Genomic DNA, 24937 nt, shown 5'->3' with positions numbered 1-24937 from the left:
GACTCAGGGGAGCGTCGGCTGGCCGTTGCGAAAGACGGCCCAGGGCAGGATGCGCACGACGCGATTATCCTGGCCGGGGGCCAGTCGACCGGTGGCGCCATAAAGTTCGAATCCGCCGATGGCGCTCATGACCGGCAGGCGTCTTGCCAGTTCGAAGGCGTCAACGCCCATGGCATGGAGCTTGATCAGCGCCGGTTGATCGTCCCGGGTGAGACGTTCACGGGTGGACTCGAACGGCAGGGCGTCGCTGCCACCGGCGGCGGCCTCGGGGATCAGCCAGGGAATGTCCACGAACATGACATCGTCGAGGTCGTGATCCATGCGCGGCTGGGGCGAGCCTTCATACACGTGCGAGGTCGCGTAGATGGGCAGTTCTGCCGCATCATAGTAATCCAGCGTCGGGGGGACCTGACGGGCATAGCCGGGCAGGGCCAGCAAAAAAAGCATGTCGGGGCGGCCGTGCCCGCCATTGACTACCGATTGGACCGCCGAAGTAGCCGAGGCTGACGGGTCGTAGTTCCGAACGCTGACCAGATCGCCCCCATCCTGCTGCCAGGTCTGCTGGAAGGCACCCAGAACGCGACTGCCCCATTCGTTGTCGGGAACCATCACGCCGGCCCTCTGATGGCCGTCGAGCCGGGCGCGCTGTGCGGCCTGGCGTGCTTCATCCTCGGCGGACAGGCCGTACTGGAACAGGTTGCGGGCGCTGTTGTGGTCATGCGTGCCGTAATTGAGCGCCAGCGTGGGCAGGGGCACCCCGTCGCGGGTTTCCAGCTGCGACACCTGCTCCTTGCTGAGCGGTCCGATCACGGCCTGGGCGCCTTCCATGGTGGCACGCGCATACAGGCTTTCGATGTCCTGGCCGGTGGTGTCATAAAACACCAGTTCCGGTACCTGATTGCCCTGGCTGCGCACGTCATCGGCACGGGCCTGAATACCTTCGCGGACCGCGGTGGCGATCGACTCCAGCGGGCCGCCGCTGGGCAGAAATACCGCGATCTTGCGGATCTCCTGATCCCGGATCTCATCCAGTGCGTTCAGATCCGTGGGCAGACGCCGGGAGGCTGGATGGCGTGAATTGTTGGCCTGCCAGCGGCTGATGGCGTCGGTCAGCATGCCGAGGTTGGCCCCCTGCTGGCGCTGCAGCCGCACCAGCTCGACCCAGCCGGCCGCCACGCGGTTCTGGGCGGCGAGCTGATCGAGCTGACCCGGGTCGAGACGATTGAGCTGACGCCAGATGGTGTCGTTGAGCTGCGTATTGTCCGTACGCGCCTGCAGGGCGGTCAGGATGCGAGCGGCTTCCATGGGCTCATTGTTCATGGCCAGGGCCAGACCGCGTCGCTCCAGCAGCGTGTCTCTTTCGCTTTCCGGTAGCGCGATGCTGCTGTTGACGATGGCGGTGGCGTCCAGCACGGCCTGCGGGTCCTGCAGCGCCATTGCGGCACGTGATGTCAAAAGCGCCCAGCGAATCTGCTGGTCGGCGGCAAGCGCCGAGCGATCGATGTTGCCGGCCACTTCCAGCGCACGCGTATTGTCGCCCTGGCGCTGCAACAGCTCGGCCGCCTGAAGGCGGGTCGCTGCGGCTTCACCGCCCTGTTGCTGCTGAGCCTGGCGCAGGAGATCGTCGGAGGACTGGCCGCCAAAGCGATCCACAATGCCCGATGTGCCGGCACAGCCTGCCAGTGTCAGTGCCACCATGGCCGCGCCGGCCAGTCTGGTAAGTGATGTTCGCATGCCTGGGCATTTCCTTTTTCTTGCCGGTCTCCCTGAGGACGCCACGGCGTGGCATCCGCGAACTGCACGGCGTACCATGCAGCGCCAGTCGAGCCTGTAACGTTTTTCGTCATGACACAGGCCAATCCGAAAGCAATGGCGCGTCCGAACCAGCGTAGTGTGATGACATGAATAGTTTTAGCAAGGGCGCATTGTACGTGGTTGCTACCCCGATTGGTAACCTTGAGGACCTCTCCCGACGTGCCATGGATACCCTGGCACAGGCCGATCTGATTGCGGCCGAGGATACCCGTCACAGCGTGCGTCTGCTCGATCATATCGGCATACGTGTGCCGCTGATGTCCCTCCACGAGCACAATGAAACCTCGCGCATCGAGCGTATCAGACAGGCCCTTGATGCGGGCCAGCAGGTGGCCCTGATCAGTGATGCCGGAACGCCACTGATCTCGGATCCGGGGTATCGTCTGGTGCAGGCCCTGCGGGAGGCGGATTACACCGTCATTCCTGTGCCGGGGCCCAGCGCGCTGATCACGGCGCTGAGCGCAGCCGGTCTGCCGACCGAGCGCTTTCTGTTCGAGAGCTTTCTGCCGGCGAAGGGGTCGGGGCGACGCCAGCGTCTCGGCGATGTCGTCGAGCTGCCGGTGACGCTGGTGCTGTATGAGTCGCCCCATCGTATTCGTCAGCTTCTTGAAGACATCGAAACCGTCTGCGGTGAGCGTCACGTGGTCATCGCCCGCGAGCTGACCAAGACCTTTGAAACCTTTCTGCAGGGAACGGCGCGCAGCCTGCTTGAACGCATGGCCATCGATGCCGACCAGATGCGTGGCGAATTCGTGGTCATGCTGGCACCGGCGCCGGAAAGGACGGCCACGGACAGCGGTCAGGTCGATGGCGACCGGCTGCTGTCGTCGCTGCTGGAAGAGGGCGTCGGGGTCAAGCAGGCGGCTGGTGTGGCAGCGCGCATTCTCGGCGGCCGCAAGGGCGACTGGTATCAGCGTGCGCAGCAGCTCAAGGACGGTGGATTACGTAAATAATTGTTGCCAGGGCGTCACGGACGGCCCGGCGCAAGGATAAAAATGGTTAACGCGCTTGGAGCCGGGGTTCGGCACTGATATTCTTGCGCGCTTGGGAGTCGGCCGGACAGTCGCCGCCGGACCTTCGGGTTCGGGGGAGGAAAGTCCGGGCTCCACAGGGCAGGATGCCAGGTAACCCCTGGGCGGCGCGAGCCGACGGAAAGTGCAGCAGAGAGTAGACCGCCCAAGCGGCACCGGGTCTCCCGGTGCCGACGGCAAGGGTGAAAGGGTGCGGTAAGAGCGCACCGCGCGCCTGGTAACAGGTCGTGGCACGGTAAACCCCATCCGGAGCAAGACCGAATAGGAACCCATTGGCGTGGCCCGCGTCGGGTTCGGGTAGGTTGCTTGAGGCGTTCGGTGACGAACGTCCTAGAGGAATGACTGTTCTCGACAGAACCCGGCTTACAGGCCGACTCCCACCTGTTTTCCCTTGAAACATCCCTTGAGCCTTCATGAATCAGACCCCAGGTATCCGGCAAGACCACAAGCATGAAAGCGTCCTGCTTGAGGGTGCCGTCGATGCCCTTGTTCAGCGACCGGACGGCCTCTATCTGGATGGCACCTTCGGCCGCGGTGGGCACTCCCGCGCCATTCTTGACCGGCTGAGTGATCAGGGGCGTCTCGTCGCCATCGATCGCGACCCGGAGGCGCTCGCCGCCGCGGCGGCCATCGAGGATTCGCGCTTTTGCATGGCTCGCGCCACCTTCGCCGATCTGGGCGACGTGGCGCGCCGGCAGGGCGTTCACGGCAGGCTTTCCGGCATTTTGCTGGATGTCGGCGTCTCTTCTCCCCAGCTTGATGATGCCGATCGCGGCTTCAGCTTCATGCGCGATGGTCCGCTGGACATGCGCATGGACCCCGATACCGGCATCAGCGCGGCCCAGTGGGTCGCCGAAACGCCGGAGCGCGAGATTGCTGACGTTTTCAAGCGCCTGGGCGAGGAGCGTTTTGCCAAGCGTCTGGCACGCGCCGTGGTCGAGCGGCGCAGGGAAGCGCCCATCACCCGGACCGTGGAACTGGCCGAGATTCTGAAAACGGCGCATCCGGCATGGGAGAAGGGGCGCCATCCTGCCACCCGCGCCTTTCAGGCCATTCGTATCCATCTCAACGATGAGCTGGGCCAGCTCGAGCGTGCCCTTGATGCCGCACTCGAGGCGCTGGCGCCGGATGGACGTCTGGTGGTCATCAGCTTTCATTCGCTGGAAGATCGTCTGGTCAAGCGCTTCATTCGTGACAAGTCCCGCGGTGATCAGCATCTGCCGCGCAACATGCCGCTGCGGGAAGACCAGATTCATCGCGACATGGCCCCCGTCGGCAAGGCCATACGCCCCGGTGAGCAGGAGACCGGCCTCAATGTCCGCGCCCGCAGTGCGGTCATGCGTGTGGCGCGCAAGCTGGGACAAAAAGGATAGTCGGCATGGCTGAGCGCACCCGGGAAACGTCATCGCGCAGGCAGTGGCAGTGGCCCTTTCGCCTTCGCCTGACCCTTGTGCACGGCATCATTCTGGTGCTGCTGGTACTGGTCATCCTGTCAGCGCTGGGGGTCATCAGTACGGCCTATCATACGCGCTCCCAGTATGCGCGGCTGCAGACCATGGAGCGTCAGCACGACCAGCTCCAGACGGTCTGGAGCCGTCTGCTGCTGGAAGAGAGCACCTGGTCAACCCCGTCACGTATCGAAAATCTGGCCCGTGATCGTCTCGAGATGCATGTGCCGGATGTTCATCACACCAGGGTCATGCGGCCATGAGCGAACAGCATCGCCGAGTGGGGCGCAATGCGCGCATGCAGGGTGGCGAGACGGCGGCCAGTCACGTCGCCGCCATGCCGATCTGGCGCTATCGGGTGGTGCTGGCGATCATCTTCATGGCCATGGCAGTGCTGGTGGGACGTATCGTCTATCTGCAGGTGGTCGACCACCAGTTTCTGCAGGGGCAGGGGGACTCCAGAACCATCCGGGTGCAGAGCATCGATGCTCACCGCGGCATGATTACCGATCGCGACGGCGAGCCGCTGGCGGTCTCTACGCCGGTCGTCACGCTGTGGGCCAATCCGCAGGATCTCCCCGAGGATCCGGTACAGCTGACCCGACTGGCCGAAGCGCTGGGTGAGCCGCCCGCCGATTTCATGGCCCGGGTAGAGAACTATCGTGACAAGGAGTTCATGTATCTCAGGCGTCGGATGACGCCCGAGCCTGCCGATCAGGTGTTGGCGCTTGATATCCCCGGTGTGAATGGCCGTCACGAATACAAGCGTTACTATCCGGCCGGCGAGGTGACCTCACAGCTGGTGGGCATGACCAACATCGACGACCACGGTCAGGAGGGCCTCGAGCTTGCCTTTGACGGCTACCTGTCCGGTCGTCCGGGTCAGCGTCGTGTGCTGCAGGACCGCAAGGGCCAGCTGGTGCGCGATCTGCACATGATTCGCGAGGCCCATCCGGGCGGCGACGTGACGCTGTCGATCAACCTGCGCCTGCAGTATCTGGCCTATCGTGAGCTCAAGGCGGCCGTCAACGAACACAACGCCGACAGCGGCACCATGGTGATGATGGACGCGCACTCCGGCGAGGTGCTGGCCATGGTCAGCCTGCCGTCCTACAACCCCAATAACCGCACCAGCGTGGATCCGGCAGGACTGCGCAACCGCTCGCTGACCGACGCCTTCGAACCCGGCTCGGTCATGAAGCCGCTGGCCATGAGTGCGGGGCTCGAGTCGGGCAAATTCACCCCGGATACGCCCATGGATACCAGCCCCGGCTGGATGATGGTGGATGGCTACACCATCAAGGACACCCGCAACTTCGGCAAGCTGGACATGACCGGGGTCATTACCCACTCCTCCAATATCGGCATGACCCACATGGCGCTGGCGCTGCCGGAGGATGCGATCTGGAACGTCTATGACGCGATGAAGCTGGGGCATCCGACGGGGCTGGGCTTTCCGGGTGAGGCCAGCGGCAGCCTGCCGTCTCCCTTTAGCTGGTCCAGGGCCAAAAGGGCCACGCTCTCCTACGGCTACGGCCTGTCGGTCAATGCGGTGCAGCTGGCCAGCGCCTACACGGCGGTTACCAATGACGGCATGCAGCTGCCACCCTCGCTGCTCAAGCTGAACAAGCCGCCCGAGGGGCACCGGGTGATGTCGGCCAAAACGTCGCATCAGCTGATTCGCATGATGGAGACGGTTGTCGAGCCCGGCGGTGGCGGTACGCGTGCGGCGCTGGAGGGCTATCGGGTGGCCGGCAAGACCGGCACCGTGCGCAAGGTGGGCAATACCGGCTACCAGAAGGAAGCCTATCGCTCCAATTTCGTGGGCATTGCGCCGGCGAGCAACCCTCGTATCGTAACGGTGATCTCGATCGATAATCCCAAGGGCGAAGAGTATTACGGCGGTCTTGTCGCCGCTCCCATTTTCTCCAGAGTGGCCGGTAACGCGCTGCGCCTTCTGGACGTTCCCCCCGATGATCAGAGCAAGGAGGCGTCTGGTGCCTGATTTGCCGACCGGCACGCTGGCCGGGGCCATTGCACGGCTCTGGCCCGAGGCCGGCCCCCTGCAGCTGCCGGATGATGCGCGGCTGGTGCTGGATTCACGCCATGTTCAACCCGGCGATGTCTTTGTGGCCCTGCCCGGCACAAGAGTCGACGGTCGTCAGTATATTGACCGGGCTCGCCAGCAAGGAGCAGTGCTGTCGCTGGTGGCGGCGCCCTGGCCGGAAGAGGGCGATGATCTTCTGGTGCTGGAGGCGCTCCCGGCGCGGCTGGGTCAGCTCGCGGCACTGGCAACGGGCGTGCCGGAGGCGCTCGAGCAGATTGCCGTGACCGGCACCAATGGCAAGAGCTCGGTCACCCACTACATTGCGGCGCTCAGCGAGGCACTGGCCGCGCCGGCCGGCATGATCGGGACGCTGGGCAGCGGCCGGCCCGGTGCGCTCGATCACGCCGGGCTGACCACGCCGGATGCGATCTCGCTGCAGCAGCGTCTGCGGGAACTGGCGGTGGCGGGGGCCGGGCGCGTGGCGCTTGAAGCCTCCTCTCACGCTCTCGATCAGCAGCGCCTGAGCGGCTGCCGGATTCGCGCTGCGGTCTTTACCAACCTGAGTCGTGATCATCTGGATTATCACCCCGGCATGGCGGCCTACGCGGCTGCCAAGGCCCGACTCTTTCAGCGTCCCGAACTCGAGCTGGCCGTGGTCAACGGCGACGATGCGCTGGCGCGCCTGATGCTGGCCGGAACACACGACGGGGTGCGGGTATTGAAGGTCGGCAGCGACGCCTCCCACGACTTTCAGGTGCGCCGCTGGCAGGCAGAGCGTCTCGGCCTTGAGGCCGTGATCGTGACGCCGGAAGGCGAGCGTACTCTGAGGCTGCCGCTGATGGGTCGTTTCAACCTGGACAACGTGCTGCTGGCCATCGCCACCCTGTACGGCCTGGGCAGTTCGCTTGATGCCCTGCTCGAGGCCGCTGGTCAACTGGCGCCGGTGCCGGGTCGCATGCAGCTGCTGGCACGTCCGGGCGCACCGGTGGTGGTGGTGGACTATGCCCATACCCCGGATGCGCTGCGCAATGCGCTGCTGGCCCTGCGCGAGCATGTGCCGGGCAGGCTCTGGTGCGTGCTGGGCTGCGGCGGCGACCGCGACAGTGGCAAGCGCCCCCTGATGGGCGGTGTGGCCGCGCTGCTGGCCGATGAGATCGTGGTGACGGATGACAACCCCAGAGGCGAGTCGCCCGACGGGATTCGTCGCATGATCATCAGTGAGATGCCTGATGGCACATCTGTCAGGGAAGTGCCCGGCCGCGCCCGGGCCATTGCCGAGGTCGTGGCCGAGGCCGGGGCGGAAGACGTGATTCTGCTGGCCGGCAAGGGGCATGAGGACTACCAGGAGATTCAGGGCGTGCGCCATCCCTTCAGCGATATGGACGTGGCGTCGCTGGCGCTGGAGGCGCACTGGCATGAGTAATACGCCGGCACACATCATCGAGGCGCTGTGTCTGACAGACGAGGCCATCATCGATCCCGGGGGGGATTTCGGACGCGCGGCTGCCTGTCGCATCGTCACCGACACCCGCCACTTTGCGCCGGGCGATGTGTTTGTCGCCCTTCGCGGCGAGCGCTTTGACGGTCACGACTTTCTGGACACGGCCCGGGACAGCGGCGCGATCGCTGCGGTGGTCGATGCGCCGGTCGAGTCGGACATCGCGCAGCTGGTGGTGCCCGATACGCGCCTGGCGCTGGGGCTGCTGGCGCGTCATCACCGTCTGCAGTGGTCGGGGAGGCTGGCCGCCATTACCGGCAACAGCGGCAAGACCACCGTGCGGGCCCTGTGCGAGGCGATTCTGTCGCGCAGCGCGCCCACGCATGCCACGCGGGGCAATCTTAATAACGACATCGGCGTGCCGCTGACGCTGTTGCAGCTGGACGACACCTGCCATCAGGCGGTGATCGAGGTCGGGGCCAACCATACGGGCGAAATTGCCTGGACGGCGGCGCTGGCGCGTCCGGATGTGGTGCTGATCAACAACGTGACCGACGCTCATATCGGCGAGTTCGGCAGTGCCGGTCATATTGCTCAGGCCAAGGCAGAGCTTCTCTCGGGGTTGTCCCCCGATGGCGTGGCGGTGCTCAACCGCAACGACCGGTTTTATCCGGTCTGGGCCTCGCTGGCCTCAAAACACGACATTCTGGATTTCGGCATCGATGTGCCCGCCCGCGTTCAGGCCACCGACATGGTCAGCGACGAGGGCTTTTATCGGTTCACTCTTGTCATCGATGGCGAGGCGATCGGCCGGGTGGCGCTGCCGCTGATGGGGTGTCACAACGTCATGAATGCGCTGGGTGCCGCGGCGGTGGCCCATGCCATGGGCTGTGATCCGGCGCCTGTGCTGGCGGGGCTCAACGGCGCCGAGGGTGTGGCCCGACGGATGGTGATGGTGGCCGGCATACGCGGCGCCACGCTGATCGATGACAGTTACAACGCCAACCCGGGCGCCATGCGCGCGTCACTGGATACCCTGGCCCAGCGGCCGGGACCGCGCTGGTGCTTTCTCGGTGCCATGGGGGAACTGGGGAATTACAGCGCCCGGGCGCATGAGGCGCTGGGATATTACGCCCGTGACCTTGATCTTGATCGGGTGGTCACCATCGGCGAGCCTGCCCGGGCGATTTCGACGGCCCTGGGGGCGCGCGGCCATCATTTCGATGACTGGTCCTCGATGATCGACTTTGCCCGTCAGTCACTGCCCCCCGGGGCCAGCGTACTGATCAAGGGCTCCCTCAGTGCCGGGATGGACCGCCTGGTCAACGCACTTCGATCAGACTCTTCAGGTGATGACTCATAATGTTGCTTTTTCTTGCTGAACTGCTCGCTTCCTTCCAGTCCAGTTTCACCGTTTTCGGGTATCTGACCCTGCGGATGATCCTGGCCACGCTGACCGCGCTTTTGATTTCGCTGATGGTAGGCCCCTGGGTCATCCGTCGGCTGGTAGCCGGCCAGATCGGCCAGGCCATTCGTGACGACGGCCCCCAGTCTCATCTCTCCAAGGCCGGTACGCCCACCATGGGCGGGGTGATGATCCTGCTGTCGATCGCCATTTCCACCCTGCTTTGGGCGGATCTTGGCAACCACTATGTCTGGCTGGTACTGCTGGTGACGCTGGGCTTTGGCGCCATCGGCTGGGTGGATGACTACCGCAAGGTGGTCGAGAAAAACCCCCGCGGCCTGCCGGCCAAATGGAAGTATCTGTGGCAGTCGGTCATCGGTCTGACCGTGGCCGTGGCGCTTTATGTCACGGCGGCATCTCCCGTGGAGACCAGCCTGATCGTGCCGTTTTTCAAGAGTATCGTGATTCAGCTCGGTCCCTTTTTCATTCTGCTGACGTATCTGGTCATCGTGGGCAGCTCCAATGCCGTCAATCTGACCGATGGTCTGGACGGGCTGGCGATCATGCCGACCGTACTGGTCGCCATGGGGCTGGGGGTTTTCGCCTATGCCAGCGGCAATGCCATGTTTGCCGAGTATCTGCATATTCCCTCGGTCCCCGGCGCCGGGGAGATGGCCGTGTTCTGCGGCACCATCATCGGTGCGGGGCTGGGCTTTCTCTGGTTCAACACCTATCCCGCCCAGGTCTTCATGGGCGATGTCGGTGCGCTGGCGCTGGGGGCAGCGCTGGGGGTCGTGGCCGTGGCCGTTCGCCAGGAGATCGTGCTGTTCATCATGGGCGGCATTTTTGTCATGGAAACCGTGTCGGTCATGCTGCAGGTCGCTTCCTTCAAGCTGACCGGCCGACGCATCTTCCGCATGGCGCCGCTGCATCATCACTTTGAATTGAAGGGGTGGCCCGAGCCGCGCGTCATCATCCGCTTCTGGATCATTACGGTGGTGCTGGTGCTGCTGGGTCTGGCGACCCTGAAAATTCGCTGACAGGGCATCGGCTGACATGTTGATCGGGGCAAAACATAGTGTTGTTGTCGGGCTGGGCCGTTCGGGACTTGCCATTGCCGAGCATCTGACGCGTCGGGATGAGCCCTTTATCATGGCCGATACTCGCACGCAGCCGGCCGGGCTTGACGAGTTCAGATGCCGTTATCCGGACGTTGAGACCCACTGTGGCGATCTGCGCGAACTGGATCTTGAAGGCGCCGGCCGGGTCATTTTAAGCCCGGGAGTGGATCCCCGAACGCCCGGTCTGTCACGTCCCGGTCTTGAGGTCGTGGGCGAGACGGCGCTGTTTGTGGAGGCGTTGAACGAGATGGCGCCGCGGCCCATGCTGATCGCCATCACCGGCTCCAACGCCAAGTCGACGGTTACAACGCTTGTCGGCGAGATGGCCCGCGCCAGCGGCATCGATGTGGCGGTAGGGGGCAATCTGGGCACGCCGGCGCTGACCCTGCTGGCACAGCAGCCGACGGCCGGGTGTTTCGTGCTGGAGCTTTCCTCCTTTCAGCTGGAGACCACGCCGCAGCTCGGCGCCGACATTGCTGTTCACCTCAATCTCAGCAGTGATCATCTGGATCGCCATGACGGCATGGCCGGCTACGCCCGCGCCAAGCAGCAGATCTTCAATGGCGCCGGAATCGGTATTACCAATCGCGATGACCCGGCCACGACGCCCTGTGCCCCGGCGCAGATGACACGCGTCGTCTCCTTTGGCAGCGACTGCCCCGAGGGCGACAGTGACTGGGGGCTTGCCGAGAGCGAGGCCGGAGTCTGGCTCATGCAGGGCCAGCGGCCGGTGATGGCCGCGCGCGAGGTCATGATGCCGGGGCAGCACAATCTGCTCAACGTTCTGGCGGCGCTGGCCATCGGCCAGGAGGCGGGCTGGCCGCTCAATGCCATGACTCGTACGGTGGCGCGGTTTGCGGGGCTGGCGCATCGGGCACAGCGGGTGGCCGATATCGATGGCGTGACCTGGATCAACGACTCCAAGGGCACCAATGTGGGGGCGACGCTTGCCGCCATCGAGGGCATCGGTGTGACGCTGGCCGGCCGATTGATCCTGTTGGCCGGCGGGGTAGGGAAGGGGGCCGACTTTACGCCGCTGGCCGGGCCGCTGGCCCGTCATGCCAGAACCGTGGTGGTCTACGGGCGTGATCGGGCGCTGCTGGCCCGTGCCCTGGGGGCGGCAGTGACGGTGGTGGTCGTGGACACGCTCGAACAGGCCATGCAACATGCGATGGATGTGGCCCAGCCAGGCGACGCCGTAGTGCTGTCCCCCGCCTGCGCCAGCCTGGATCAATTCGACAACTTCGAAGCGCGTGGAGAGGCTTTCTGCGCGTGGCTCAAACAGTGGCAGCCTCACTCATGAAATCTCTGGCAGAACGTTTTTCCACCGAGCGCCACGTTATCGATGGCTGGCTGGTCCTGTCCGCCATTGCGCTCATGGTCATCGGCTGGATCATGGTGACGTCAGCGTCAACGGAAGTGGCCAACAGCCAGACCGGCAATCCCTGGTATTACAGCATTCGACACGGCATTTTCGTGCTGGCCGCCATGACCATTGCGCTGCTGGTCATGCGCATCCCCTCGGTGTGGTGGCGGGCCAACGGTCCCACGCTTTTACTTATTGCCGCCATCCTGCTGGCGGCGGTTTTGATCGTGGGGCGAGAAGTCAACGGCAGTCGGCGCTGGATTCATCTGGGGCCCATCAATCTGCAGGCCTCCGAGGTCGCCAAGTTCTGTCTGATCATCTATATCGCCGGCTACACCGAGCGCCATCTGACGCGACTGCGGCGCAGCTGGTGGGGGTTCATGGCGCCCTTGATGCTGACCTTTTCGCTGTGCATTCTGCTGATTCTGGAACCCGATTATGGCGCGGCGGTCGTCATGCTGGCGGCCACCATGGGCGTGCTGCTGCTGGCAGGGGCATCACTATGGCGTTTTATGCTGCTGACGGGGGGCGTGGTGACGCTCGGCGTCCTTGTGGCGATATCGGAACCCTATCGTCTGGCCCGTATCTCCAGTTTCCTGGACCCGTGGGCCAATCAGTATGGCTCGGGATATCAGCTAACCCAGGCGCTGATCGCGTTCGGTCGCGGGGGGTGGAGCGGCCTGGGACTGGGCAACAGCGTGCAAAAGCTCTTTTATCTGCCCGAAGCGCATACCGATTTCGTGTTTTCGGTACTGGCAGAAGAGCTGGGCATGCTGGGTGCCGTGGGTTCGGTGGCACTGTTTACCATTCTGGTCTTTCGCTGCTTTCGCATCGGGCGCAATGCCGAGGAGGGCGGTCATCTCTTTGCGGCCTATGTCTGCTATGGCATCGGCATCATTTTCGCCTCGCAGTCCTTTATCAATGTGGCGGTCAATGCGGGGCTGTTGCCGACCAAGGGGCTGACGCTGCCCCTTCTGAGCTATGGCGGATCGAGTCTGATGGTCAGCGGTGTCATGGTGGGCGTGCTGTTACGCGTGGATGGTGAAACAAGAGGGCGTCGCCGCGCTGCGCGCAAGCGCTCACGCAGTACCGCCACGGAGGCCACGGCATGAAAGGACAACCCGGAAAGGCGCTGATCATGGCCGGCGGGACCGGTGGCCATGTAGTGCCTGCTCTGTCGCTGGCGCGCGCGCTGCAGGCGCAGGGCGTGGAGGTACACTGGCTGGGCACCCCGCGCGGTATCGAAAACACGCTGGTGCCCGAGGCAGGCATCCCCCTGCATCACGTCTCGATTGCCGGTCTGCGCGGCAACGGCACGCTCGGCTGGCTGAAGGCACCATGGCGACTGTGGAAGGCCGTCAATCAGGCGCGCCGCATCATCAGCTCACTGGATGTGTCGCTGGTGGTCGGGCTGGGTGGATTTGCCAGCGGCCCCGGCGGTCTGGCGGCGTGGCTGATGAAAAGGCCTTTGATCATTCACGAGCAGAACGCGCTGCCGGGAATGACCAACAAGGCGCTGGCACGACTGGCACAGCGCGTGTATGCCGCCTTCCCGAACACCTTTGACGAGGCGCATCATCCGGTCGTGATCGGCAATCCGGTACGTCAGGAGATCGCAGCCATCGGAGAAGTGCCGCGGGCACTCGATACGCTCTCGGGGCGGCCGCTGAGGCTGCTGGTGGTGGGTGGATCGCTGGGGGCGCAGGTGCTCAATGAGCGCGTTCCGGCAGCGCTTGCTCTAATGGCCGTCGACGCCCGACCCGAGGTGCGCCATCAGGCCGGTCGGGACAAGGAGGCGGCCACCATTGCGGCCTATCGGGACGCCGGGGTCGAGGCGAATGTCTCCGATTTTATCGGCGATATGGCAAAGGCCTATGAATGGGCCGATCTGGTGGTCTGTCGCAGTGGCGCGCTGACGGTTACCGAGCTGGCTGCGGCGGGCAGGGCGTCACTGCTGGTGCCGTTTCCACATGCGGTGGATGATCATCAGACCATCAATGCAGATTATCTGGTCAAGGCCGGTGCGGCGCAGCTGATTCCCCAGGCGCAGATGAGCGTACAGACATTGAGCGACACGCTTGCCGGACTGCTGAAGGCGCAGCGTCTGCTGGAAATGGGCCAGCGTGCCAGAAGCGTGGCGCAGCTGGAGGCAACCGACATCATGGCCCGGGGCTGTATGGAGACAGGTTTTGAGTAATCAGGTACAGGCACGCAGCGGCATGCGCCGCATACGCTGTATTCATTTTGTGGGCATCGGTGGTTCCGGCATGTGCGGTATTGCCGAGGTGCTGGCCAATCAGGGGTTCTGCGTCAGCGGTAGCGACCTGCGCGAGTCCCCGGTCGTGACGCACCTGCGACAGTGCGGCATCCGCGTGGCCATCGGCCATCACGGCGAGAACGTGCGTGATGCCGATGTGGTGGTGGTCTCCACTGCGGTGGATCCGACCAATCCGGAAGTCATGCGTGCGCGTGAGCATCGCGTCCCCGTGGTACGCCGCGCGGAAATGCTCGCCGAGCTGATGCGCTTTCGTCACGGCATTGCCGTGGCAGGTACCCACGGCAAGACCACCACTACCAGTCTGACGGCGACGCTGCTGGCCGAGGGCGGACTGGATCCGACCTTTGTGATCGGCGGGCGGCTGACCAGTGCCGGCAGCAACGCGCGGCTGGGAGAGGGCGACTATCTGGTCGCCGAAGCGGACGAGTCCGATGCCTCCTTTCTGCATCTTCAGCCCATGACGGCCATCGTGACCAATATCGATGCCGATCACATGGCCACCTATGAGGGAGACTTCGCGCGCCTTCAGGACACCTTCATCGAATTCATGCACAACCTGCCGTTTTACGGGCTGGCCATTGTCTGTCTGGATGACCCTGTTGTGCGTGAACTGCTGCCCAGGGTTCAGCGCCAGTTCGTCACCTATGGCTTTGATGAAGAGGCCGATTACCGCATTACCGAGTTTTCGCAGCAGGGCGATACCATCTCGTTTACCGCGCGTCGGCCGGCGCCGCATGCGCCGCTTGCCATCCGGCTGGGCATGCCCGGGCGCCACAACGCGCTCAATACCATGGCGGCCATTGCGGTGGCCACGGATGCCGGGGTCGGTGATGCCTCGATCGTTCAGGCACTGGCAGGATTTGCCGGTGTGGGGCGTCGCTTTCAGGTGCAGGGACACTATCGCCTGCCTGACGGCAGCGATGATAACGCCCTGCCGGTGATGCTGGTAGACGACTACGGCCATCATCCCCGCGAAGTGGAGATGGTGATTCAGGCGGTTCGCGAGGGCTGGCCGGATCGGCGGCTGGTCATGATCTATCAGCCGCATCGCTATTCCAGAACCCACGATCTCTACGAGGATTTTGTGCGGGTGCTGTCGGGGGTCGACCAGCTCCTGCTACTGGATGTTTACAGCGCCGGAGAGGCGCCCATTACGGGGGCCGATTCGCGGGCCCTGGCGGGGTCGATCCGTCAGCGTGGTCAGACATCGCCGCTGTTTGTCGAAAGTCGTGAAGCGCTTGTAGACATACTGAGTAACGTGCTGGACGACAACGATATCCTGATCACTCAGGGCGCCGGCGACATCGGCGGTATCAGCACGGCGCTGGCCCGCTGTGAACTCAGGCTCAAGGGAGCCACCCTGTAATGGTTCGGGTATTCCATATCGGCTCTTCGGTGCAGGGCGTGCGATGACAACGGCAACCTCCAATCGCCTGCTGGGGCTGATACTGATCGTGGCGCTGCTGGTGGCTGGCGGGCGCACGCTCTGGGTCTGGCTGGACAAGCCCATCGAGCGTGTGTCCATCAGGGGCGATCTGGAGTACGTCAATGCCGCCTATCTGCAGGACCAGCTGGCGCCGCTGATTGCCGGCCAGAGCTGGCTGTCCGTCGATATCGGTGAGTTGCGCAATGAGGCCCTCGACGTGCCCTGGCTCAAGGATGTCCGTCTGTCGAGGCGGTGGCCGGATACGCTGACGTTCGAACTTTACGAGCAGCGCCCGGTGGCGTGGTGGAATGACGGATTCCTGCTCAATGCTCAGGGCGAGGCCTTTTCGGCCGGCCCCATCAGCGATGTGGGTGACAGGCCCTGGCTGGCTGGCCCGCAGGGGAGTGGTCCCGAGGTACTGGCCTACTACGATGCGCTGAGACAGCAGTTTTCGAATCTGGGCATGACCATTACACAATTGCGACTCGAACCGCGCGGCGCCTGGCGGGTTCAGCTCGATAATGCCTTCTGGATCATGCTCGGGCGTACGGATCTGGACATGCGGCTTGAGCGTTTTATTACGGCATGGCAGCGTGGACTTTCAGCAGGTCGTGACGATATCCGCTACGTTGATCTGCGTTATCCCAACGGTGTGTCCGTGGCATGGCACGGTGAAAATGATGCCGAAGATGATAATTCAGAAGGATAAATGGAACCTTCTCGTTAAGTTGCGTAAAAACACGGGCAATGACGGGTAATGGGTATTTCTTTCGCTTTAAAATCACCGTATTCTCGGTAAGGCTTTTCAGTATTATTAACGCGTAATTACCCCAGTTACTTTTTTAATTGGATGCGATTGAGATAATTGTGCGTATTAACAGGTTGATCAGGGAGTAGGCCCGACCTATGGCAGGAGAAACCAACGCTTCCAATATGGTAGTCGGGCTGGATATCGGAACATCCAAGGTTGTCGCCATCGTTGGACAGCCTACTGATGACGGCGGCATTGAAATTGCCGGCATCGGTTCGCACCCCTCGCACGGCATGAAAAAGGGGGTGGTCATCAATATCGAATCCACGGTGCAATCGATCCAGCGCGCCGTGGAAGAAGCCGAACTCATGGCGGGATGCGACATTCATTCCGTCTATGTCGGTATCGCGGGCAGCCATATCAGTTCCATGAATTCCGATGGCGTTGTCGCCATCAAGGAGCGGGAAGTGGCGCCATCCGATATCGATCGTGTCATCGATTCCGCCCGGGCACGTGCCATCTCCGAAGGCCAGCGAATCCTGCATGTATTGCCGCAGGAGTATGCCATCGATACCCAGGAAGGCATTCGTGAGCCGCTTGGCATGTCGGGTGTCCGCCTCGAGGCGCGGGTACATCTGGTGACCGCGGCGCTCAATGCCGTCCAGAATATCGAAAAATGTGTTCGCCGCTGCGGTCTGGAAGTGGATGACATTATTCTGGAACAGCTGGCATCAAGCCATGCCGTACTGACCGAGGATGAGCGCGAGCTGGGGGTGTGCATGGTGGATATTGGCGGGGGAACCACCGATATTGCCGTCTTCACCGAAGGGGCCATTCGACATACCGCGGTCATCCCCATTGCCGGCGATCAGGTCACCAATGATATTGCCATGGCGCTGCGAACGCCGACCCAGTATGCAGAAGACATCAAGGTCAAGTATGCCTGCGCACTGACGCAGCTGGCATCCAGCGATGAAATGATCAAGGTGCCCAGTGTCGGCGATCGTCCGGCGCGCGATCTTTCCAGACAGCATCTGGCCGAGGTGGTCGAGCCACGTTATGAAGAACTTTTTACCCTGGTGCGCGATGAGCTTCGGCGCAGCGGGTATGAAGATCTGGTGGCTGCCGGTATCGTGTTGACAGGCGGTACGTCAAGAATGGAAGGGGTGGGTGAGCTGGCAGAAGAGATATTTCACATGCCGGTGCGCATTGCCTGTCCGCAGAATGTGCGGGGGCTGGCGGATGTCGTGCGCAATCCAATTTATTCGACCGGCGTTGGTTTGTTACTCTACGGCATGAAATATTCTCGCTACTCGCGTTCCACGGCCCAACCCCGCCGGGAAGAGCAGCCAAGACGTTACCAGTCCGAGCGCCAGGACAACGAGCGGCTCTCCTCAACCATTACGCGGATCAAGGGCTGGTTAAAAGGAAATTTCTGACAGGACTGCCTTGGCGGTCCAGGAGACGGGGTTATGTTTGAGCTTGTAGACAATGCGCCATCCAGCAGCGCGGTAATCAAGGTAATCGGCGTGGGTGGTGGCGGCGGCAACGCTGTCAATCACATGGTCGAAAGCAATATCGAAGGCGTTGAATTCATCTGCGCGAATACCGATGCGCAGGCGCTCAAGCGAGTTGCTGCCAAGACCGTTTTGCAGCTGGGTAGTGAAATTACCAAGGGATTGGGTGCCGGGGCAAACCCCGAAGTCGGCCGTCAGGCCGCCATGGAGGATCGCGAACGCATTGCCGAGCTCCTGCAGGGTGCTGACATGGTGTTCATTACCGCCGGTATGGGGGGTGGTACCGGTACCGGCGGTGCGCCTGTGGTCGCGCAGGTGGCCAAGGAGCTGGGCATTCTGACCGTGGCGGTGGTTACCCGCCCCTTCCCCTTCGAGGGACCCAAGCGTCAGCGGGCTGCCGAAGAAGGCATGAAGGAGCTCTCCGAGCATGTCGACTCGCTGATCACCATCCCCAATGAAAAACTGCTGACGGTACTGGGCAAGAATGCCAGCCTGCTGACAGCCTTCAGCGCGGCCAATGATGTCCTTCTGGGTGCCGTTCAGGGCATCGCAGAGCTGATTACCAGCCCGGGTATTATCAACGTCGACTTTGCCGACGTTCGTACGGTGATGTCCGAAATGGGCATGGCCATGATGGGGACCGGCACGGCCATGGGCGAAAATCGCGCTCGGGAAGCGGCCGAGAAGGCCATTCGCAGCCCACTGCTGGAAGATATCGATCTCAACGGTGCGCGCGGTATTCTGGTCAACATCACGGCCGGCCCGGATCTTTCCATCGGTGAGTTCAACGATGTGGGCGCCACGGTGCAGGAATTTGCGTCTCAGGACGCCACCATCGTGGTCGGTACCGCCATCGATATGGAAATGACCGACGATCTGCGCGTGACCGTTGTGGCGGCAGGGCTTGACGGTCGTGTCGAAAAGGCGGCGCCACGCCAGACGCAGACCTCCCGAAGCGAGCAGGCCGACTATCGTCGCATGGCACGTCAGCCGGCCGTGTCACGCCAGCAGCAGGCCGCCTCGCGTGAAAAGGAGAAGGAAAAGGAGCAGCAGAAGGCTTCCCGTGAGCGACGTCAGCAGTCGCAGGAAATGGATGATTATCTGGATATTCCGGCCTTTTTGCGTCGTAAGGCAGATTGACTGGATCGGGCGGCCCTTTCGGGCCGCCCGATTTTGTGGGAGCAATAAAGATATAACAATCGACTAATCGAACACTGTTCGTTGTCGAACCCAAAGGGAACTGTTATCATATAAACAACTGTTTGAATGTTTCCTGCCTGGTAGCCCAGACTATGATCCGCCAAAGAACATTACAGAACACCATTCGTGCGACAGGCGTGGGCCTGCACTCGGGTAAAAAGGTTTACCTGACGCTGCGCCCGGCGCCGGTCAACACCGGGATCGTGTTTGTCCGTACCGATCTCGATCCGGTGGTCCGCATCCCGGCGCACCCGGAAAATGTCCACTTCACGACCATGTGTACCGCTGTCGCGATGGACAATGTCCGTGTTGCGACCGTTGAGCATCTGATGTCGGCCTTTGCGGGCCTGGGCATCGACAACGCCTTCGTCGATCTCAGCGAGCCTGAAGTGCCCATCATGGATGGCAGCGCCGGCCCGTTTGTTTTCCTGATCCAGTCGGCAGGCATTGCCGAACAGGAAGCGGCCAAGAAGTTTATCCGCATCAAGCAGGAGCTGACGGTCAAGGATGGCGACAAGTACGCCACCTTCCTGCCGCATGACGGCTTCAAGGTCAGCTTTGCCATTGATTTCGATCATCCTGTCTTTGCCAGTCAGAAGCAGACTACCAGCGTCGATTTCTCGACGACCTCCTTTGTCAAGGAGGTCAGTCGCGCACGAACCTTTGGTTTCATGCGTGATATCGAGTTTTTGCGTTCGCAGAATCTGGCGCTGGGGGGAAGTCTCGACAACGCTATCGTGGTCGATGAGTATCGTATTCTCAACGAAGACGGTCTTCGCTACGAAGACGAGTTCGTACGCCACAAGGTACTTGATGCCATCGGCGATCTCTACCAGTTGGGCTATAGCCTGATCGGTGAATTCCGCGGCTACAAGTCCGGCCACGGGCTCAACAACCAGCTGGTGCGCGCCCTGCTTCAGCATCAGGATGCCTTTGAAATCGTGACCTTCGAGGATCGTGAAACTTCGCCGATTTCCTATTCCGAGCCGGCCATGGCCATGTAACCCTGCGGGTGACGCCACAGGGCCATTCAACAGCATACAAAGGCACCGGTCCTCGATCGGTGCCTTTTTTGTCAGCGCCGTCAGTGATGATGGATTATTCGCTGTCCTGTTGCGCAGGCGAGTGTGAGGCCAGTCGCTCAAGGGATTTTTTAAGGCGGGGATGGGTCGTGTCGCGGGCACAGTCGCGAAGCTGCGAGGCCGCCGTCTCCGGTAGTTCACGCCTCCGGGCCGTCGGAGTATAAACGGGCCGGATGGGGCGCACCTTGAAGGTCAGGCCCGCAAGATCATGAAAGGCGGGAAGCTGTCGCAGCAGGGTCAGCAGCCGCTGACGTTCAAAGCGCAGCCACGTCAGCCAGACCGCGCGATCGGTCATCAGCGTCAGGTGACCCTCATGATAACCGCCGACGCGTACGTGATTGCCGAGTTCATCGGGCAGGGCCTTGAGAAGATGCTCCTGCGCCTCGAGAAGAACGCCCGCCGTATGTACCAGCGGTCCCAGGGCACCGCGATTGCGTAACAATTGCCCCACGGGCTGGGCGCGTACTCCTTTACCCTTTATACTCATGGCCCTGCCGCGCGATCATCAATAATGGCGCCAATTTATCACGGCTGATCCTCAGATTGACAGCATGACCCATCCCGCTCGCACATTCCGTCTGCCACGGGGGTTCAGGACCCGATGGTGGCTGGCCGGCATTCTGATCGGCTGTCTTTTGCCGATGGGCATGGCAGAGACGCGCTTTGACGGTGCGACGGCCCGACTGATCCGGATCTGCTTTCATTTGCCGGAACATATCCGCGCCGAGTCGCGTCGTCGCTATCGCCTGAGACGACTGGTCGTACGCTTCTGGAGTTTGCCGGCGGCCCTGACGGTGATCGTGCGCACGGTGCTGCCTGCTCGCCCCTGGCTTGGCATGGCGGCAGGGCACGATGTGCTGTCGCGCCGCGGCCCGCCTTCGACGTGTCATCGCACTGGTTAAGGACATGACACGACGACACAGGATAAAGAGATGCTGAATACGCTGTTACGCAAGATGGTCGGCAGCAAGAACGACCGTGAAATCAGACGCATGCGCAAGACAGTGACACGAATCAATGCACTGGAAGAGTCCATTGGCGCGCTTGACGATCAAACGCTGCAGCAGCAGACGGCCGTTTTTCGCGAGCGTCTGGCCAATGGCGAGACGCTCGACAAGCTGCTGCCCGAAGCCTTTGCCACAGTGCGGGAAGCGACTCGGCGCGTCATGGGCATGCGTCAGTTCGATGTCCAGATGATCGGCGGCATGGCCCTCAATGAAGGCCGTATTGCCGAGATGAAGACCGGCGAGGGCAAGACGCTGGTGGCAACGCTTGCCGTTTATCTCAACGCGCTGCCGGGGCTGGGCGTGCACGTGGTCACGGTCAACGACTATCTGGCGCGCCGTGATGCGGACTGGATGCGACCGCTGTATGAATTTCTGGGGCTGTCGGTAGGCGTTATCTACGCCGGCCAGCAGCCGCGTGACAAGCGCAGCGCCTACGCCTGCGACATCACCTACGGCACCAACAACGAATACGGCTTTGACTATCTGCGCGACAACATGGCCTTTTCGCAGGCCGACAAGGTTCAGCGCAAGCTCCACTACGCCATTATCGACGAAGTGGATTCGATTCTGATCGATGAGGCGCGCACGCCGCTGATCATTTCGGGGCCCGTGGATGAAAACGTCGATATCTATCGCACCATTCATCAGCTGGTCGCCCCGCTGGTCCCCAGCGAGGATCCCGAGGATCCGGAAACCGGCGATTTCATCATCGATGAGAAGCAAAAGCAGATCGAGCTGACCGAGCGCGGTCACAACGAGATCGAAGCGATTTTGCGTCAGGCCAGTCTGCTGCCCGAGGAAGACTCGCTGTATGCCGCGCATAATCTGGGGCTTTTGCACCATGTTTCGGCGGCTCTGAGAGCCAAGCATCTGTTCCAGCGTGACGTGGATTATGTGGTCACCAAGGGTGAGGTCATCATCGTCGATGAGCACACCGGACGTACCATGCAGGGACGGCGCTGGTCGGAAGGGCTTCACCAGGCGGTGGAAGCCAAGGAGAACGTGGAGATCCAGAAGGAGAGCCAGACGCTGGCTTCCACCACCTTCCAGAACTATTTCCGCCTTTACGACAAGCTTTCGGGCATGACCGGTACCGCCGATACCGAAGCCTTCGAGTTTCGTCAGATCTATGACCTGGACGTGCTGGTCATCCCGACCAACAAGCCGCGGGCGCGCAAGGACCTCAACGATCTGATCTTCATGACCACCGAGGAGAAGTTCGAGGCCATCATTGAAGACATCAAGGAGAAGCAGGCCGAAGGCCGGCCGATACTGGTCGGTACAGCCTCGATCGAAAGCTCCGAGGTGCTTTCCGAAATGATGCGCAAGCAGCAGCTTGCCCACAACGTGCTCAACGCCAAGCAGCACGACCGTGAAGCAGAGGTCATCGCTCAGGCCGGTCGGCCGGGCGCGGTGACCATCGCCACCAACATGGCCGGGCGCGGTACCGACATCATGCTGGGGGGCAACTGGGAGTCCGAGGTGGCCGCGCTGGACGAGCCGAATGACGCCGCCGTCGAAGCGATCAGGGCCGAATGGCAAAAGCGCCATGATGCGGTGATCGAAGCGGGCGGCCTGCATGTGATCGGCAGCGAGCGTCACGAATCGCGTCGTATCGACAACCAGCTGCGCGGTCGTTCCGGTCGTCAGGGCGACCCGGGCTCCACCCGCTTTTTCCTGTCACTGGAAGACAATCTGATGCGTCTGTTCGGGTCCGAGCGGGTGCAGAAGATGATGGGCGTGCTGGGCCTTGAAAAGGGTGAGGCCATCGAGCACAAGATGGTCAGCAACGCGGTAGAGCGCGCGCAGCGCAAGGTTGAAGGGCGCAACTTCGACATGCGCAAGCAGTTGCTGGAATATGATGACGTGGCCAATGACCAGCGTCGCGTCGTCTATGAACAGCGCGACGATATTCTGGCCTCCGACAACGTCTCCGACAACGTTCAGGGGCTGCGTGTCGAGATGCTCGATTACGCCATCTCGAGCTATGTCCCGCCCCAGAGCCTGGCCGAGCAGTGGGACCTGCCCGGTCTCGAAGAGCATCTGCGCCAGGAGTTCAATCTCGACGCACCGGTCACGACCTGGGCGCGCGAGGACGAAGACTTCCATGAAGAGATGCTGCGCGAGCGCCTGCACGAACAGTTGCGTCAGGCATGGGCGGCGAAGGAAGAAAGTGTCGGTGATGAAACCATGCGCCGCTTTGAAAAGCAGGTGATGCTTCAGGTACTCGATACCCGCTGGAAGGAGCACCTGCAGTCGATGGACCATCTGCGCCGCGGCATTCACCTGCGCGGCTACGCGCAGAAAAACCCCAAGCAGGAGTACAAGCGCGAATCCTTCGAGCTGTTTCAGACGCTGTTGCACAACATCAAATCCGATGTGGTGCGCATCCTCAGCCATGTTCAGGTGCGCCAGCAGGCGGATCCCGAAACGCTCGAGCGCGAGCGTCGCGAGAACCTGCAGCGTGAGCAGCAGGTCAGCGAGATGACGCGCACCGATGTCGCGCATGAAGATGTGCCGGCGCCCGAGGTCAGCGAGGAAGCGGTGGCCGCAGCCGACGCCGTGCAGAACCCGACCGTACGGCGTGATGAGCCGAAGGTAGGGCGCAACGATCCCTGCCCGTGTGGCTCGGGCAAAAAGTACAAGCACTGCCATGGCAGTCTCAACCAATAGTCATTGGCATCGTAGTCCCGCCCGGCGGCCGTACCTGCCCCGGGCAGGCAACATGAACAGCAGAGGGCAGTGGTCATGGCGGTAGGTGAAGCACATTTTCCCGATATGCCCGGCATCGAAGGGCTGCGGCTGGGCTCCGCCCGGGCCGGCATCAAACAGCCGGATCGTCGCGATCTGGTCATTTTCGAGCTGGCCGAGGGCAGTCATGTGGCCGCGACCTTTACCCGCAATGCCTTTTGTGCCGCACCGGTGCATGTGGCGCGGCGGCACCTGGCAGACGGCGCACCGCGCTATCTGCTGATCAACACCGGCAATGCCAATGCCGGCACCGGCGAACAGGGCATGCGGGACGCTCTGGCCTGCTGCGCCGCACTCGCCGAACGCACCGGACAGCTGCCGGAGCAGGTGCTGCCCTTTTCCACCGGCGTAATCGGGGAGGCGCTGCCGGTCGAGCGGATTCGGGGCGGGCTGGATGAGGCGCTGGCCTCGCTGGATGGTGGGCAGTGGCAGGCGGCCGCCGAAGGCATCATGACCACCGATACGCGTCCCAAGGGCGCCACGCGCACGATCATGATCGAGGGGCAGCCGGTCACCATCAACGGCATCTCCAAGGGCGCCGGCATGATCTGCCCCAACATGGCCACCATGCTGGCCTTTGTGGTCACCGATGCCGCCATTGCCCATGACGCGCTGCAGACACTGTTGCGGGAAAGTGTTGATCGCAGCTTCAATCGCATCACCATCGACTCCGATACGTCCACCAACGATGCCTGCACGCTGGCGGCCACGGGGCGGGGGGCTGTCGTTGACACCGACGAGGCGCTGGCCCGGTTTGGCGAGGCGCTTGATGACGTGCTGCTGACGCTGGCGCAGGCCATCGTGCGTGACGGCGAAGGCGCCACCAAGTTCGTGACGGTCGCCATCGAAGAAGCAGCCAGTGATGAGGAGGCGCTGGCCGTGGCCTTCAGCGTGGCGCACTCACCGCTGGTCAAGACAGCGCTTTATGCCAGCGATGCCAACTGGGGCAGGCTGCTGATGGCCGTGGGCAAGGTCCCCATCGATGATTTCGATGTCAGTCAGGTGGCGATCGATATCAATGGGGTCACCATCGCCCGTCAGGGCGGTCGCGCCGAGGAGTACCGCGAGGAAGCCGGTGCTGCCGCGATGGCCGAGCAGGAGATTGCCATTACAATTCATCTGGGACGTGGCACGGCGCGGGAACAGGTCTGGACCTCGGATCTGTCCCATGATTACGTCTCCATCAACGCCGATTATCGCAGCTGACGCGCATCGCGGGTGCGTCGTCGCTGATAACCCCGGAGTGGCGGGGAC

General features: G+C 62.4%; 20 protein-coding genes and 1 other RNA gene. 19 read left to right on the top strand and 2 right to left on the bottom strand.

Going from position 1 to position 24937, the window contains the following annotated elements; all coding sequences use genetic code 11:
• Window positions 1-3 precede the first annotated feature (3 nt).
• Window positions 4-1734: a penicillin-binding protein activator gene (locus tag M1D97_RS09775; RefSeq protein ID WP_456267553.1), complete on the bottom strand. Its 1731-nt coding sequence runs from the start codon at window positions 1732-1734 to the stop codon at window positions 4-6.
• Window positions 1735-1901: 167 nt separating this feature from the next.
• Here M1D97_RS09775 and rsmI point away from each other — a divergent pair, with 167 nt between their 5' ends.
• The 16 genes from rsmI to lpxC all read left to right on the top strand — a co-directional run bounded on the left by rsmI (window position 1902) and on the right by lpxC (window position 19847).
• Window positions 1902-2768: a 16S rRNA (cytidine(1402)-2'-O)-methyltransferase gene (rsmI, locus tag M1D97_RS09770; protein WP_456267552.1), complete on the top strand. Its 867-nt coding sequence runs from the start codon at window positions 1902-1904 to the stop codon at window positions 2766-2768.
• Between the two features lie 94 nt (window positions 2769-2862).
• Window positions 2863-3228: RNase P RNA component class A (gene rnpB / locus M1D97_RS09765), an RNA gene on the top strand.
• Window positions 3229-3259: 31 nt separating this feature from the next.
• The gene (gene rsmH / locus M1D97_RS09760; RefSeq protein ID WP_456267551.1) at window positions 3260-4219 is read left to right on the top strand and encodes a 16S rRNA (cytosine(1402)-N(4))-methyltransferase RsmH; all 960 of its coding nucleotides are present in this window, start codon (window positions 3260-3262) and stop codon (window positions 4217-4219) included.
• Between the two features lie 5 nt (window positions 4220-4224).
• Entirely contained in the window at window positions 4225-4557 is a 333-nt protein-coding gene (gene ftsL / locus M1D97_RS09755) for a cell division protein FtsL (RefSeq protein WP_456267550.1), read from the top strand.
• Entirely contained in the window at window positions 4554-6299 is a 1746-nt protein-coding gene (locus M1D97_RS09750) for a peptidoglycan D,D-transpeptidase FtsI family protein (protein ID WP_456267549.1), read from the top strand. The genes ftsL and M1D97_RS09750 overlap by 4 nt, the downstream gene beginning before the upstream one ends.
• Window positions 6292-7764 (top strand): UDP-N-acetylmuramoyl-L-alanyl-D-glutamate--2,6-diaminopimelate ligase, encoded by a 1473-nt coding sequence (locus M1D97_RS09745; protein WP_456267548.1) that lies wholly within the window; start codon window positions 6292-6294, stop codon window positions 7762-7764. The genes M1D97_RS09750 and M1D97_RS09745 overlap by 8 nt, the downstream gene beginning before the upstream one ends.
• Window positions 7757-9142, top strand: coding sequence for a UDP-N-acetylmuramoyl-tripeptide--D-alanyl-D-alanine ligase (locus M1D97_RS09740; RefSeq protein ID WP_456267547.1), 1386 nt, complete (start codon window positions 7757-7759; stop codon window positions 9140-9142). The genes M1D97_RS09745 and M1D97_RS09740 overlap by 8 nt, the downstream gene beginning before the upstream one ends.
• Window positions 9142-10224 (top strand): phospho-N-acetylmuramoyl-pentapeptide-transferase, encoded by a 1083-nt coding sequence (gene mraY / locus M1D97_RS09735; protein ID WP_456267546.1) that lies wholly within the window; start codon window positions 9142-9144, stop codon window positions 10222-10224. The genes M1D97_RS09740 and mraY overlap by 1 nt, the downstream gene beginning before the upstream one ends.
• A 16-nt stretch (window positions 10225-10240) precedes the next feature.
• Entirely contained in the window at window positions 10241-11608 is a 1368-nt protein-coding gene (gene murD, locus M1D97_RS09730) for a UDP-N-acetylmuramoyl-L-alanine--D-glutamate ligase (RefSeq protein ID WP_456267545.1), read from the top strand.
• Window positions 11605-12783, top strand: coding sequence for a putative lipid II flippase FtsW (ftsW, locus tag M1D97_RS09725; protein ID WP_456267544.1), 1179 nt, complete (start codon window positions 11605-11607; stop codon window positions 12781-12783). The genes murD and ftsW overlap by 4 nt, the downstream gene beginning before the upstream one ends.
• Window positions 12780-13868, top strand: coding sequence for an undecaprenyldiphospho-muramoylpentapeptide beta-N-acetylglucosaminyltransferase (gene murG, locus M1D97_RS09720; protein ID WP_456267543.1), 1089 nt, complete (start codon window positions 12780-12782; stop codon window positions 13866-13868). The genes ftsW and murG overlap by 4 nt, the downstream gene beginning before the upstream one ends.
• 22 nt (window positions 13869-13890) lie before the next feature.
• On the top strand, window positions 13891-15315 hold the full coding sequence (murC, locus tag M1D97_RS09715) for a UDP-N-acetylmuramate--L-alanine ligase (protein ID WP_456270204.1): 1425 nt from the start codon (window positions 13891-13893) through the stop codon (window positions 15313-15315).
• Window positions 15316-15358: 43 nt separating this feature from the next.
• A complete protein-coding gene (locus M1D97_RS09710) occupies window positions 15359-16084 on the top strand; it encodes a cell division protein FtsQ/DivIB (protein ID WP_456267542.1) in 726 nt (241 codons plus the stop codon).
• Between the two features lie 197 nt (window positions 16085-16281).
• Window positions 16282-17565, top strand: a complete 1284-nt coding sequence (gene ftsA, locus M1D97_RS09705) for a cell division protein FtsA (RefSeq protein WP_456267541.1) — start codon at window positions 16282-16284, stop codon at window positions 17563-17565.
• Between the two features lie 33 nt (window positions 17566-17598).
• Window positions 17599-18783: a cell division protein FtsZ gene (ftsZ, locus tag M1D97_RS09700; protein ID WP_456267540.1), complete on the top strand. Its 1185-nt coding sequence runs from the start codon at window positions 17599-17601 to the stop codon at window positions 18781-18783.
• A gap of 152 nt (window positions 18784-18935) precedes the next feature.
• A complete protein-coding gene (lpxC, locus tag M1D97_RS09695; protein WP_456267539.1) occupies window positions 18936-19847 on the top strand; it encodes a UDP-3-O-acyl-N-acetylglucosamine deacetylase in 912 nt (303 codons plus the stop codon).
• A gap of 94 nt (window positions 19848-19941) precedes the next feature.
• On the opposite strand, the gene M1D97_RS09690 is transcribed toward lpxC, so the two are convergent.
• Window positions 19942-20412, bottom strand: a complete 471-nt coding sequence (locus tag M1D97_RS09690; RefSeq protein ID WP_456267538.1) for a DUF721 domain-containing protein — start codon at window positions 20410-20412, stop codon at window positions 19942-19944.
• Between the two features lie 64 nt (window positions 20413-20476).
• Between M1D97_RS09690 and M1D97_RS09685 the strand changes: the two genes are divergently transcribed.
• The 3 genes from M1D97_RS09685 to argJ all read left to right on the top strand — a co-directional run bounded on the left by M1D97_RS09685 (window position 20477) and on the right by argJ (window position 24889).
• Window positions 20477-20827, top strand: coding sequence for a hypothetical protein (locus M1D97_RS09685; RefSeq protein ID WP_456267537.1), 351 nt, complete (start codon window positions 20477-20479; stop codon window positions 20825-20827).
• A 30-nt stretch (window positions 20828-20857) separates the two neighbouring features.
• Window positions 20858-23605 (top strand): preprotein translocase subunit SecA, encoded by a 2748-nt coding sequence (gene secA, locus M1D97_RS09680; protein ID WP_456267536.1) that lies wholly within the window; start codon window positions 20858-20860, stop codon window positions 23603-23605.
• Between the two features lie 75 nt (window positions 23606-23680).
• Window positions 23681-24889, top strand: coding sequence for a bifunctional glutamate N-acetyltransferase/amino-acid acetyltransferase ArgJ (argJ, locus tag M1D97_RS09675; protein WP_456267535.1), 1209 nt, complete (start codon window positions 23681-23683; stop codon window positions 24887-24889).
• The last annotated feature ends 48 nt before the right edge of the window (window positions 24890-24937 follow it).

Source organism: Kushneria sp. AK178 (genome assembly GCF_053903105.1).
This window is presented reverse-complemented; position numbering and strand designations above follow the sequence as displayed.

What these genes read in the sequence shown, in the direction of transcription:
- M1D97_RS09690 (WP_456267538.1), bottom strand. Translation starts at nt 20,412, where the DNA reads ATGAGTATAAAGGGTAAAGGAGTACGCGCCCAGCCCGTGGGGCAATTG.
- rsmH (WP_456267551.1), top strand. Translation starts at nt 3,260, where the DNA reads ATGAATCAGACCCCAGGTATCCGGCAAGACCACAAGCATGAAAGCGTC.
- secA (WP_456267536.1), top strand. Translation starts at nt 20,858, where the DNA reads ATGCTGAATACGCTGTTACGCAAGATGGTCGGCAGCAAGAACGACCGT.
- rsmI (WP_456267552.1), top strand. Translation starts at nt 1,902, where the DNA reads ATGAATAGTTTTAGCAAGGGCGCATTGTACGTGGTTGCTACCCCGATT.
- ftsZ (WP_456267540.1), top strand. Translation starts at nt 17,599, where the DNA reads ATGTTTGAGCTTGTAGACAATGCGCCATCCAGCAGCGCGGTAATCAAG.
- argJ (WP_456267535.1), top strand. Translation starts at nt 23,681, where the DNA reads ATGGCGGTAGGTGAAGCACATTTTCCCGATATGCCCGGCATCGAAGGG.
- murG (WP_456267543.1), top strand. Translation starts at nt 12,780, where the DNA reads ATGAAAGGACAACCCGGAAAGGCGCTGATCATGGCCGGCGGGACCGGT.
- ftsA (WP_456267541.1), top strand. Translation starts at nt 16,282, where the DNA reads ATGGCAGGAGAAACCAACGCTTCCAATATGGTAGTCGGGCTGGATATC.
- M1D97_RS09740 (WP_456267547.1), top strand. Translation starts at nt 7,757, where the DNA reads ATGAGTAATACGCCGGCACACATCATCGAGGCGCTGTGTCTGACAGAC.
- M1D97_RS09710 (WP_456267542.1), top strand. Translation starts at nt 15,359, where the DNA reads ATGACAACGGCAACCTCCAATCGCCTGCTGGGGCTGATACTGATCGTG.
- ftsL (WP_456267550.1), top strand. Translation starts at nt 4,225, where the DNA reads ATGGCTGAGCGCACCCGGGAAACGTCATCGCGCAGGCAGTGGCAGTGG.
- lpxC (WP_456267539.1), top strand. Translation starts at nt 18,936, where the DNA reads ATGATCCGCCAAAGAACATTACAGAACACCATTCGTGCGACAGGCGTG.
- murC (WP_456270204.1), top strand. Translation starts at nt 13,891, where the DNA reads ATGCGCCGCATACGCTGTATTCATTTTGTGGGCATCGGTGGTTCCGGC.
- murD (WP_456267545.1), top strand. Translation starts at nt 10,241, where the DNA reads ATGTTGATCGGGGCAAAACATAGTGTTGTTGTCGGGCTGGGCCGTTCG.
- M1D97_RS09750 (WP_456267549.1), top strand. Translation starts at nt 4,554, where the DNA reads ATGAGCGAACAGCATCGCCGAGTGGGGCGCAATGCGCGCATGCAGGGT.
- ftsW (WP_456267544.1), top strand. Translation starts at nt 11,605, where the DNA reads ATGAAATCTCTGGCAGAACGTTTTTCCACCGAGCGCCACGTTATCGAT.
- mraY (WP_456267546.1), top strand. Translation starts at nt 9,142, where the DNA reads ATGTTGCTTTTTCTTGCTGAACTGCTCGCTTCCTTCCAGTCCAGTTTC.
- M1D97_RS09775 (WP_456267553.1), bottom strand. Translation starts at nt 1,734, where the DNA reads ATGCGAACATCACTTACCAGACTGGCCGGCGCGGCCATGGTGGCACTG.
- M1D97_RS09685 (WP_456267537.1), top strand. Translation starts at nt 20,477, where the DNA reads ATGACCCATCCCGCTCGCACATTCCGTCTGCCACGGGGGTTCAGGACC.